Raw genomic sequence first — 11900 nt, 5'->3', positions numbered from 1 at the left:
GATACCTCTTAATAATAGTACTCACCTTTGCAAATGGTTTTCGCTTCACCTTTCATGAAAACGTCTCCATCACTTTTCCACTCAATTGTTAAATCGCCCCCAGCTAGATGAACAACAACAGGAACATCCCGCTCTACTTTATCATTTAAAACAGATGACACAACAGCGGCACATGCTCCAGTACCACACGCTTGCGTAATACCTGATCCTCTTTCCCATACGCGGAAATGAACTTCCTTCTCGTTTACAACTTCTACAAATTCTACATTTACTCCCTCTGGAAAGCGTTCATCTTTTTCAACGATAGGTCCAAGTGTTGTAAGTGGTGCTTCTTCAATATGATCCACATAGAAAATAACATGAGGGTTTCCCATTGAAACAGCCGTAATATTGTACTCTTGCCCGGCAAAGGTAGCCTTTTCATTCACAATGCTTTCTGCTCTTTCACCTTTCATCGGGATTTGTTCTCTTGATAAACGTGGTTGCCCCATATTTATCGTTACTTCTTCAACTATCCCTCTATCAATGTGAACATACGCTTGAACAATTCCTGACAACGTCTCTATTGCAAATTGTTCAGCCTCTACAATTCCATTTTCATAGGCATATTTAGCAACACAGCGCAGACCGTTCCCACAGTTTTTTCCTTCTGAACCATCGTTATTAAAAATACGCATTTTTACAGGAGCTACCTCTGAAGGACAAATTAAAATCATTCCATCAGATCCAATGCCTTTATAAATATCAGATACGCTTACTGCAAGTGATGCTAATCTTTCTTCTTCAATTTGTTCTTTGAACATATCAACATAAATATAGTTATTTCCTAGTGCATGCATTTTTGTGAAGTTAAACTTTTTCATCATTTCCTCCAAGTTTTCCGTTTTTTCTAGTATAAAAAAAACCAGTTCGGAGCACAATAAGGATATCCCCCGTTTTTAGCTCCTTGGATTTGATCAGGGAGTTTTTTTTATGAAAAAAAGCAAAAGACCTAAAAAGCCTTTTGCCTTAAAACATTGGATTTTCTTCTATAAACGTATACACATTTTTCACAAGTTCCTCTGGAGATTCAGCTTCAACTACTTCTCCATTCACCATCGCATATAAAGAATGTGCACATTGTCCACAGTACCCTAAACAGCCATATTCAATAACATCGAAGTCTGGATCTTTTTCAAGTTCTTCTAATGCCTTTTGAGAACCGTTTGCTAAATTACTAATGCAAAATTCTACAATTGGTTTAATCATTTTTTCACCTCTTCTCATTATACCCGCTTCTCATTCATACTATAGTAAAAAAATAAAATTTCATCTATACGTTAAAATCCTAACACTTCTTTAAGTAGGTGTTAATTGTTCACTCATTTTAGTTTGTTCTCTCTTTCACGTCAAATATTATCTACTAAATCATATCAATATACAAATCTATTAACAAAGCTTGTGATTTTTTTTCAATTTGGCTATACTTTTAATGTGTTTTTGATTTAAAATGTTATCAAGAAACCTTTTTACACCGAATTATGTTACTCCATTTACAATATACATAAAACTTTAAAGGGGAAATTTCTATGAAAAAGTTTGTTATTCTCGGTGGCGGTTACGGTGGTATGCGCATGCTTCAGCGCCTTCTTCCAAACGCATTGCCAAATGATGTTGAAATTACGCTTGTTGATCGAGCGCCTTATCATTCTTTAAAAACTGAGTTTTACGCGCTTGCAGCAGGGACAATTTCAGACCAGCATGTTCGCGTTTCCTTTCCTGATGAACCTCGTTTAAACATTAAATATGGAACAATTGTAAGCATTGATCTTCAGAACAATCTCGTCCATTTTGAAGATGGAAGTACCCTTTCTTATGATGATCTTGTAATTGGCTTAGGCTGTGAAGACAAGTATCATAACGTGCCTGGAGCACCGGAACACACATATAGTATCCAATCCATTGATCAATCTCGAGCAACATATCAAACACTAAACAACCTTCCTCCACATGGCGTTGTATCTATTGTTGGTGCTGGTTTAAGCGGAGTTGAGCTTGCAAGTGAGCTAAGTGAAAGCAGACCAGATTTAACAATTAAACTTTTCGACCGTGGTGCCCTTATTTTATCCGCATTTCCTGAGCGTTTAAGTAACTATGTACAAAAATGGTTTGTAGAAAACGGAGTCGAAATTGTAAGTAAGGCAAATATTACAAGAGTAGAAGAAAACAAACTTTACAATCATGATGAAGAGATTTATAGTGATGCAATCGTCTGGACTGCAGGAATTCAGCCAAGTAAAGTTGTTCGTAACTTGGATGTAGAAAAAGACCCTCAAGGTCGTGTTATCCTCACTCCTCATCATAATATTCCAAACAATGAACATGTATATGTATTAGGTGACTGTGCAAGCCTTCCGCATGCCCCAAGTGCACAGCTTGCGGAAGGCCAAGCCGAACAGATTGTTCAAGTTCTTCTTTCTCGCTGGAAAGGTGAACAGCCTCCTGAACTTTCAACAATTAAGCTTAAAGGAGTGCTCGGCTCTCTTGGAAAGAAACACGGCTTTGGCTTACTTGCAGAGCGTCCTATTACAGGTCGTGTTGCTCGGCTCTTAAAGTCTGGTCTTCTTTGGATGTACAAACACCATAATGGATAAAAAAAGGCGGTTAGCTTATACTAGCCGCCTCTTATACTAACTGCTGAAGCTTTTGATGCAAATGCGAAAGCTGAATATGTCCTTCTCCAGCAATTTCTCCGTTTATTGTAACAAGCGGATAAAAAAACTCTTCTTCTAGAATTCTCTTGCACATATCCGTTTTCTCTCTATCTGATTGTTGTTCATTTATGTCAACATATATAAAATCAAAACAATGCTGACCATATTTACGCGATAGAGCTGCTTTTAGCCATTCAAATGTATCTTTTGAAGAGGGAGCATTTACACAACTTGCACAAATCACTTCTGCCCCATACACACAAATATTAACGACCGCTTTTTGAGACATTTCTCAATTCCCCTCTCTTTTTCTCTTTTACTTTATATATTCTCTTCGTTTGCAGATTTTCTTTCTTTTTTATTCCTAATAAAAAAACTTGATACTATGCGCTTCTGGAAGCTAAAAACAAATTTTCCTTTCTTAAGTTCTGTTCCTCAGATAGATTTTTTTCTTTATAACCTTTATAATGTAGTTAGGTTAGCAAAACCGTTAAGCTTCACATATAAAATTATAAGTATTCATGAGTTCCAAAGTCTTTTTTAGACAAGACTATAAACTCTTTTTAATATTGAAACAGAAAGGGGTTTTCAGGAATGGAAACTGTAGAAATGAAAGGCCAAGTACAAGAGGTTCTTGATAAACTTCGTCCGTTTTTACTACGTGACGGTGGAGACTGTGAGCTTGTTGATGTAGAAGATGGTATTGTAAAACTTCGTCTTCTTGGAGCTTGTGGAAGCTGCCCAAGTTCAACAATCACTTTAAAAGCTGGTATTGAGCGTGCACTTCTTGAGGAAGTACCTGGCGTTATAGAAGTAGAACAAGTATTTTAATAATAATAACAGCCCTTTTGCCTCAGGCAGAAGGGCTGTTTTTTTATGCATGTTCATTTGTAACAGTTTCTACTGAAACACCTTTTACATCAATTTGAATTGCTTCTACAAGGCAATGAGTGAGCAATGGAGCTAAAGCAGCCGCAAGCTCTTCTCCACGACCTTTTTCAACTAAACAAAGCACTGTTGGCCCTGCACCACTTAAAGCTGTACCAAAGGCTCCAAATTCTTTTGCTTTACGACGAACAAAAGAGAGCTCTGGAACAAACTGTTCTCGATATGGCTCATGAAAAGAATCTTGCTCCATCATCTCTCCAACTGTTTTCCAGTCTTCAATAAGCAATGCTCCTGTTAATACATTACTTACAGCGCTTGCTTCGACAGCTCCCTTAAATGAAAACTGAGAAGGAAGCGCATTTCTAGCATCATCTGTTTTAAGCTCATAATTCGGGATGACCACAACAACATCCACATCTTTTGGCACAATAGAAACAGTATATGTCTTAGCTTCCGTATGGCAGCCTACGACAATTCCTCCATTAACTGTTGGCGCCACATTGTCAGGATGTCCTTCCAAAAGGCTTGCAATCCGGATTTTTTCTTCATTAGATAAATTCAGCTCGCACAGCTGATTAGCAAGTTCAATCCCTGCAATAATAGCTGAAGCACTACTTCCAAGGCCTCGTGCAAGGGGAATATTGCTTTTCACCTCAACACGTGCACTCGGAAGCGAGACATCAAATTTGTCTGCTACATGCTTAGCTACTTCATACATCATGTTATCTGTTCCTTGAGGAATAAGCGCTACCTCTTGAGTAAGAGGAACAAATGACCATCTTTCAGCAGGCTCAACTGTTAGCTCAAGGTATTTTCCAAGGGCCATTCCAACTGAATCAAACCCTGGACCAAGGTTTGCCGTGCTTGCTGGAACGGTAATATGAAACCGTTCCATGGCTAGCATGAAGCGACAACTCCTTGGATATATTGAAATACCTCTTCTTCATCATTTGGAAGAACAGTTGGTGTAAAGTTGTTAGACTCAATGGCAACGTTAGGATCTTTCAAACCGTTACCTGTCAGCACTGCAACAACTGTCTCACCTTTTTTAATTTTACCTGCTTTTAAATCTTTAATAACACCTGCTACAGAAGCTGCTGAAGCTGGCTCTGCAAACACACCTTCTCTTTTAGCAATAAGATGATAAGCTTCTAAAATCTCTTCATCTGTTACATAGTCAATTTTTCCATTCGAGTTTTCTGCCGCTTCCACTGCAAAATTCCAGCTTGCTGGATTTCCAATTCGAATAGCTGTTGCAACTGTTTCAGGTTGTTCAATTACTTTATTCTGAACAATAGCTGCTGCTCCCTCTGCTTCAAAACCGTGCATACGAGGTAACCCTGTATTTTTCTTATCGTTATACTCGTTGAAACCTTTCCAATATGCTGTAATATTACCTGCATTCCCAACTGGGATAGCTAGTACATCAGGCGCTACTCCTAAAGCGTCACAAACCTCAAAAGCAGCTGTTTTTTGTCCTTCAATACGATATGGATTTACAGAGTTTACGAGCGTTAATGGAGTTGTTTCGCTAAGTTTACGCACCATTTTAAGCGCTTCGTCAAAGTTTCCATCAATTGCGATAATCTCTGCTCCATACATTACAGCTTGCGCAAGTTTCCCCATAGCAATCTTGCCATTTGGAATAACAACAATACAACGGAGTCCAGCGCGAGCTGCATATGCAGCTGCAGCTGCTGATGTGTTCCCTGTTGAAGCACACACAACTGTTTTACTTCCTTCTTCTTTCGCCTTCGCAACAGCCATAACCATTCCACGATCTTTAAAAGAACCTGTTGGGTTAGCTCCGTCAAATTTCACATGTAAATTAATGCCAAGTTCTTCTGAAAGAGAAGCTAGATGAACAAGTGGCGTATTTCCTTCATGAAGTGTTAATAATGGCGTATTCTCATTTACGGGTAGAAACTCTCTATACTCACTTAACAAACCTTTCCATGTCATAGCGATCCATCTCCTTCAACTCTATAGCTGCTTTTGATTTCTTGAACAATTGGCAGTGCTTCAATAGCATGTAATACTTTTTCATATTTTCCTAGCGATGCTTCATGCGTAACAAGAACAATTTCAGCTAGATCACTGTCTTTAACAGGAAGCTGAATAATTCTTTCAAGACTTACTCCTTGATCTGAAAACAAGTTTGTCAGCTCTGAAAATGCTCCAACTTGATCATGGACATGAAGACGAAGGAAATATTTCGAAAGTACTTTTTCGTCTGCTTTAAGCTGTTTCGGGAATTGCGGAGCAACTGCACTGCTTCCGTTCACACCAAGTCTCATGTTCTTCATTACTCCAACAAGATCTGATACAACTGCTGTTGCTGTTGGCAAACTACCTGCTCCGGGTCCATAAAACATTGTTTCCCCGACAGCTTCCCCATACACATAGACAGCGTTATACTCATCATTTACTCCTGCTAATGGATGATTGTTCGCAATTAATGTTGGTTGAACACTAACTTCAATTTCTTCTTCATCTCGATGAGCATAACCAATGAGCTTCATTGTATAACCTAGTTGTTTACTATACTGTAAATCTTCCTCTGTAACTCTAGTAATTCCTTCTACCTTTACATCATCAAGATCGACTTTCATAGAAAAACCAAGCGTTGCCAAAATAGTCATTTTACGGGCTGCATCTAGTCCTTCTACATCTGCAGTTGGGTCTGCTTCTGCATAGCCAAGCTTTTGGGCTTCAGCTAGAACGTCATCATATGCTTTTCCTTCATTGCTCATTTTCGTTAGAATGAAGTTTGTTGTACCGTTCACAATTCCCATCATCTTCGTAATTCTATCCGAAGAAAGACCATCAACTAATCCTCTTAAAATTGGGATTCCTCCTGCAACACTTGCTTCGTAAAATAAATCACATTTGTTATCAGCTGCTACTGTCAACAATTCTGAACCGTATAAAGCCATTAAATCTTTATTTGCTGTTACAACATGCTTTTTATTTTGAAGTGCTGTTAGTAGATAATCACGCGTTTCTTCGACTCCGCCCATTACTTCAATTACAACATCGATTTCTGGGTCATGTAAAATATCGCTTACGTTCTCTGTGAATTTTTCCTTCGTTAAATTCGTATCACGGCTTTTATCAAGGTCACGTACTAATGCCTTTTTTATCTCAACGGGACATCCAATTTGATGCTGCAGCTTATCCTGATGTTCTTCAACAATTTTCACAACACCTGATCCAACTGTTCCAAGTCCTAGTAAACCGACCGATATTTTTTTTGTCATAGCTGTGCCACGCTCCTTCGAATGTTTATCTTGAAAATACATATGTACTCGTATAAAAGACATTATAAAGCTTTTTAAGGATTTTACAACCCATTTTGCTAACAAATATAAATTTTCTAATTATTTTAAAGGAAAGAATGATCTTTCACAATAGCTTTTCATGATTAAAAAGAAAAAGTCGCAACGTTCTTTTATTTTAAAGAATATTGCGACTTCTTTTATTATATCATATCCTACTTCTATATATTAAGAAGATAGCCAAGGAATTTCCGGTATATAATAGCGCTTTGTAGAAATTCCTAGTAAGCGATAAAATTCTCCCAAAAAAGATTCATAGTTTCCTGATGTATGAAGCATATCTTCTAGTTCTTTTCTGTACTGTTCTTTTAAATCTTCGTTATTCGTGCTATAAAAGCCTTCAACTATCTCAAAATAATGCAGTGGACATAGAAGTCTCGCGTAAAGAAGACGCCAAGCAAAGGATGAGAGAGGTGTTTTACGCTCATACTTTTCTAAAAAAGCGTACATGCTGGCTTGGAACGTTTCTGGTTCTTGAAAATAAATAGTGCGAATGTATTCACTGAGATCTCTACTTGGATGGTCATAAACCCAGTCCATTGGGAATTTCACAAATTTCTCTGCGCTCCATATCTCTTTTGTAAAACGATGATGACAAACAGTTGCTGTGTCAAATGCTCGTGGAAGATCATCGATCTCTGTATCCACTAAATATTGAATTGCATTTTCAGTAAGACCTGAATAATAAGGAAAAGATTCAATTAATCTTTTATCCATTTCATCATTTGGATGATCGCGCACCTTTAAAATCCAAAATTTCTCCATCTGATCGTGTCTTGTTGCCCAGAGCTCTTTCCAATTTCCAAACCTGCTGCGATGAATTTTTTCTTGTCCACCATACATCATCTTTCCTCGCTCATGAAACAAAGCAAGTTCTTCTCCTAAAGTGGAAAAGGCTTTGTTTGAATGAGCCATATGACGGCAAAGCATAAATTTTTCATCTTGCCATTCAGAAATAAGCTTTCCTTCTTTATTCTGAAGAAATAAGCCTGCTTCTTTGTCTCCTTTAGCAATTAAATGCTGACCCATTTCAAAAAGTTCCCTTGCTTCTTCTTCACTAAATGAGGAAGCCTGAATAATTGTATATAAAAGATGTCCTTGCGAAAAACCGTCATATCCAAATATATCCGAGAAAGAAGTTGGTTGAATTCCATACATTTCATAAATTGCTTGTTGCAATGCTATCGCTCCTTCTCTATTCATTTCTCTTTATAATTATATGAAGAGATTCCTGTAAAATGGTTACTTTTCTCTTCATCAAAAAAGAGTAGCTGTTAGCTACTCTTTTCTTTTTAAATGATTGGATAGTACTCCATATAACTTGCAGTACAATATTATGGCAATCTTGCCCGTATTTTGTGTTTTTAAAAGGATACGGGTTATCTCATTCTTTTTAGTTGACTCTCTTTCTATATAGAAGGCTGCTGAGAAAAGAAAGGGGATTGAGGGTTGTATTGCATAACATCCCCCCTAGATGCTCTTCTGTTTTCTATCTTACTTCAAACAAATACTGTCTTATACAGCGTTTCATCAGGTTGCTTACTCAACAGACATTACACTAGATTAATTTGCATAGTGTATAAAGAATTTGATCTTTTTTAGAAAAGGAAAATGAAACCAAAGTATCCATTAATTCCCTACTATGAAAAGGTCACAAAAAATATGAGGATGTCCCAAGTAGCTTTCCATCTCAATGAGAAACAAAACACCCGGGTCTTGAAAAACTTATGAACCTAAGATCAATTATTGAGAAGTTGGAAGTGGAAAACTAACTGGAAGGGGAGCCTTAATTACTTGTGACGATAGCGGGATTGGAGCAGATGTTGCTATCTCCTACATTGACAAACATGAAGACGCCAAATGAACGAAAACATGCGTTGAGGAACTTAGAAGACGCTGCTTGCTTCTTCCTATTGACTTGCGTGACAAACATCGTTTTCAAGGCATTGTAGAGGCTACAATAGACACATTCGGACATCTTGAAAACATTCGCAACCACGTAGGCATACAGGTTCAACAACTAAGCTTGTTAGATATCACAGATAAACAGTTTGATGATATCTTCAAAGTAAACATCTATTTTCCTTTCTATACAACAAGAGCTTTAGCAAATAGCATGATTGATATTGGAATAAGAGTAAATACTATCACTCCTATCCCTGTGTACCCCCGCTCATTCCAGCTAGTTTCTCAGCTGATTCTGTAAGTATGCATGGTTCAGATGTACCAATTAGACGGTCAGAACAGACGCTTCATGTTAACGGTATGATGATTATACCGTAACCTTTAGAGCGCTTTATCTTCCTTAGCATATTGTTTAATAAGAGTTGGCACTTGAGTAAGGGAGTTTAAAGTAATAAGCTCACCTGTTGGATCGATATCAAGCTTAATTTGGTTATAACTCCATTCAAGTTCAGAAGGAATATGAATAGCGTGAATTCCAAGCTCAACAGCTGGCTTAATATCTGTTTTTAGGGAATTGCCTATCATCCACGTTTGTTTAGGGTTAGAGCGGATAGTTTGTAAAACAGTTTGAAGAGCCTCTGTATTTTTGTGTTCAAAAATAAAAACACGATTCCCAAAATACGTTTCAAGCTCAAGCTGCACAACTTTCCTGCTCTGGTTCTCTTCATCACCGCCTGTAAAAAGATAAAGCTCGTGTCCTTCATTTTGCAGTGTTGACAACACTTCATACATATATGGAAAAGGCTGTACTTCAATTTCAAAAACGCTCACACCAATTTTTCTTATTTCTTCTATCTCTGTTTCTTTTATCTCTTTCTTTTGCTTCTCACAAAAAAATCTATAAGTTGAAACAAGAGATTCAGGGAACCTTGAGGAATGAAGTCCATGTTGTTCAATGCTTTCTAAATCAATCTCGAGCTGCTTTTCTTTAATTTCATCAGCAGTAAGAATAGAAAACCATTGTTGCATTGTTGATACAAAAGTATTAATTGTTGCTCGAAAGTATTTATTACAATGAATAAGTGTGTCATCTAAATCAAAAATCAATGTTTGTTTTTCCATCTGTTCAATCCCCTTTTTTTAGTGTGTATAAATAGTATATGTAGAAGAAGCATATCAGTGTTCACAGAATTGTCAAATTATATCTTTGTAATATAAGTGAACTGTTAGTTTTTATTAAAGAAAAGTCTTTTATTCGATAAAAAAAGAGAGGAACAAAAGTTCCTCTCTTCATTAAATAGATTCCATCCATTCTAAAAGTGAGTGTGCAACATGGGTAGGCTGCTGTTCAAATGTTGTTAAATGTTCTGGAGTTGTAACTCCTGTATGAACAAGAAGCGTGTCAATTCCTGCATTCATCCCAGCCATAATATCTGTGTGATAATTATCACCAATCATAAGCGTTTCAGATCTTGGTGTCCCAATTACTTCAAGCGCTTGTTCCATAATAATTTTTTCTGGTTTTCCTATAAAAATTGGCTGTGTTTCTGTTGACACTGTAACAACAGATGTAAGAGAACCATTTCCAGGTAAAAGTCCTCTCTCAGTCGGAATCGCAATGTCACCATTAGTAGATACGAACGTTGCTCCATTTCTTACTCCTAAGCAAGCCTTCGTAAGTTTCTCATAACTTATGCTTCTGTCAATCCCAACAACAACAAAGTCTGGATTCTCGTCTTGAAGCGTAAATCCTTTTTCAATCAGTGCTTGTTGAATTCCTTCTTCACCAATAACATATGCTGTTGCATTCTCTTTTTTCTCCGCTAAAAAGTTTGCTGTTGCTTGGCTTGTTGTAAAAACTTGTGGTCCCTCTGCTGGGATACCAAAATCTCTTAATTTTGCAGCTACTTGCTCAGGTGTTCTTGAAGAATTGTTCGTTACAAAAAGATATGGGAGATTCTTTTCTTTAAGCTTTACAACAAAGTCTCTTGCTTCTGCGATAAGCTCTGTTCCTTTATACATTGTTCCATCTAAATCAAATAAATAGCCTTTATACTTTTTCAAACCGTAAATCCTCCTTATGTCACTCGTTCTTGTTAGTTTTTAAATGCTGAAACAGGACCAAGTTCATTTTCCAAATATGTACGGATTCGTGTTGGGAATGCTTCAAGCACCGGTGCATTTCTTTTTAAAGCCTCAATAAGTTCTTCATGGTTAATATCTATATACTGCTGCACAAGCTCTTTACGATAGCGAATAAAGTCTTTTAGTAACCCTTCGTCTTCGCTTGTAATAACTTTCTCATCATGCAAAATATCTACAATATCATCATAGCTTCCCGGATCTCTCATAATAAAGCCGTCAATCATATCGTTCCCAACATCTAGAATGCCTTCGATGAGAATGTGACCAATTCGCTCAAGAGCTCGTAGCTCCAGTTCGCTTTCCCATTTTTCATGATGTAAAAAAAGCGCATACTGCTCCTCAAAGTGAACCAATATCTTTTCAATACGACCTCGATCAACAAAATACATGCTTACTCATCCCCTTATGTTGCATAAGCTAATTTTTGTTTTAGTATTTTCCATCTATAGTTTACCATACAAGGGCAAGCTCTTATACTAAATAACCTAGGAGAAAGCTCAGTAAAACTTCATCAAAAAAATAAAAGCCAAAGCCTTTAATAAAGTGCCTTGGCTTTTATTTTTTTATCTTACGAAGCACAAAATAAGCGCATCCAAAGTTACAGTATTCAAATAAATACTCCTGCAGCGTGCTAATTTTCGTGTCATATGTTGAACGATTGTTTTGATCTTCGAAAAATCCTTTTAGGCGAAGCTGATTATATCCCCAGTCACCTACAATATAATCATATTTATTTAAAATTTCACTGTAGCGTGCTTTGAAAGCCTCCTCTTGAAATCCCTCTTTAACATCTTCAATTAATTCATACGTATTATTTTGAACTTGTACCAAAAACTTCACCTCATTTCTCTCATTTTAACATACCATAACAACACCCATGAAACCATCATTTGACAGAAAAAAACGCTCGTATTTGTCGCATTCTAATAGG

14 protein-coding genes are annotated in these 11900 nt (G+C 37.1%); 3 read left to right on the top strand and 11 right to left on the bottom strand.

Annotated features, from left to right (window positions below; translation table 11 throughout):
- Nucleotides 1-8 precede the first annotated feature (8 nt).
- A complete protein-coding gene (dapF, locus tag MOC86_RS06220) occupies nt 9-863 on the bottom strand; it encodes a diaminopimelate epimerase (RefSeq protein ID WP_268583286.1) in 855 nt (284 codons plus the stop codon).
- A 145-nt stretch (nt 864-1008) separates the two neighbouring features.
- Entirely contained in the window at nt 1009-1248 is a 240-nt protein-coding gene (locus MOC86_RS06215; protein ID WP_019395042.1) for a YuzB family protein, read from the bottom strand.
- Nucleotides 1249-1568: 320 nt separating this feature from the next.
- Between MOC86_RS06215 and MOC86_RS06210 the strand changes: the two genes are divergently transcribed.
- Complete coding sequence (locus tag MOC86_RS06210) at nt 1569-2633, top strand: NAD(P)/FAD-dependent oxidoreductase (RefSeq protein ID WP_243516766.1); 1065 nt, start codon at nt 1569-1571, stop codon at nt 2631-2633.
- 31 nt (nt 2634-2664) lie between these two features.
- On the opposite strand, the gene MOC86_RS06205 is transcribed toward MOC86_RS06210, so the two are convergent.
- Nucleotides 2665-2982, bottom strand: a complete 318-nt coding sequence (locus MOC86_RS06205; protein WP_268583284.1) for a YuzD family protein — start codon at nt 2980-2982, stop codon at nt 2665-2667.
- A gap of 305 nt (nt 2983-3287) precedes the next feature.
- On the opposite strand from MOC86_RS06205, the gene MOC86_RS06200 reads away from it, so the two are divergent.
- Nucleotides 3288-3524 carry a NifU family protein gene (locus MOC86_RS06200; protein ID WP_243516755.1) on the top strand — a complete coding sequence of 79 codons (237 nt, stop codon included), beginning with the start codon at nt 3288-3290 and terminating at the stop codon, nt 3522-3524.
- Nucleotides 3525-3567: 43 nt separating this feature from the next.
- On the opposite strand, the gene thrB is transcribed toward MOC86_RS06200, so the two are convergent.
- From thrB to yutH, 4 genes are all read right to left on the bottom strand, one after another.
- The gene (thrB, locus tag MOC86_RS06195) at nt 3568-4485 is read right to left on the bottom strand and encodes a homoserine kinase (RefSeq protein ID WP_268583283.1); all 918 of its coding nucleotides are present in this window, start codon (nt 4483-4485) and stop codon (nt 3568-3570) included.
- On the bottom strand, nt 4479-5543 hold the full coding sequence (thrC, locus tag MOC86_RS06190) for a threonine synthase (RefSeq protein ID WP_243516751.1): 1065 nt from the start codon (nt 5541-5543) through the stop codon (nt 4479-4481). The genes thrB and thrC overlap by 7 nt, the downstream gene beginning before the upstream one ends.
- Nucleotides 5540-6841 (bottom strand): homoserine dehydrogenase, encoded by a 1302-nt coding sequence (locus MOC86_RS06185; protein WP_019395036.1) that lies wholly within the window; start codon nt 6839-6841, stop codon nt 5540-5542. The genes thrC and MOC86_RS06185 overlap by 4 nt, the downstream gene beginning before the upstream one ends.
- Before the next feature lie 246 nt (nt 6842-7087).
- A complete protein-coding gene (yutH, locus tag MOC86_RS06180) occupies nt 7088-8098 on the bottom strand; it encodes a spore coat putative kinase YutH (RefSeq protein ID WP_268583282.1) in 1011 nt (336 codons plus the stop codon).
- A gap of 721 nt (nt 8099-8819) precedes the next feature.
- On the opposite strand from yutH, the gene MOC86_RS27445 reads away from it, so the two are divergent.
- The gene (locus MOC86_RS27445; RefSeq protein WP_419146604.1) at nt 8820-9125 is read left to right on the top strand and encodes an SDR family NAD(P)-dependent oxidoreductase; all 306 of its coding nucleotides are present in this window, start codon (nt 8820-8822) and stop codon (nt 9123-9125) included.
- A gap of 80 nt (nt 9126-9205) precedes the next feature.
- Here the strand turns inward: MOC86_RS27445 and MOC86_RS06170 are convergent, their stop codons facing one another.
- The 4 genes from MOC86_RS06170 to MOC86_RS06155 all read right to left on the bottom strand — a co-directional run bounded on the left by MOC86_RS06170 (nt 9206) and on the right by MOC86_RS06155 (nt 11800).
- Nucleotides 9206-9946, bottom strand: a complete 741-nt coding sequence (locus MOC86_RS06170; RefSeq protein ID WP_268583280.1) for an HAD family hydrolase — start codon at nt 9944-9946, stop codon at nt 9206-9208.
- 171 nt (nt 9947-10117) lie between these two features.
- Complete coding sequence (locus MOC86_RS06165) at nt 10118-10888, bottom strand: TIGR01457 family HAD-type hydrolase (protein WP_019395033.1); 771 nt, start codon at nt 10886-10888, stop codon at nt 10118-10120.
- Nucleotides 10889-10920: 32 nt separating this feature from the next.
- Nucleotides 10921-11358, bottom strand: coding sequence for a DUF86 domain-containing protein (locus MOC86_RS06160; RefSeq protein WP_268583278.1), 438 nt, complete (start codon nt 11356-11358; stop codon nt 10921-10923).
- Between the two features lie 166 nt (nt 11359-11524).
- On the bottom strand, nt 11525-11800 hold the full coding sequence (locus MOC86_RS06155; protein ID WP_019395031.1) for a YutD family protein: 276 nt from the start codon (nt 11798-11800) through the stop codon (nt 11525-11527).
- Nucleotides 11801-11900: the final 100 nt, after the last annotated feature.

The organism is Priestia endophytica (genome assembly GCF_026790145.1).
Taxonomy (GTDB): Bacteria; Bacillota; Bacilli; order Bacillales; family Bacillaceae_H; genus Bacillus_I; species Bacillus_I endophytica_A.
Note: the sequence above shows the minus strand (reverse complement) of the source record. Positions and strands in the feature narration are given on the sequence as shown.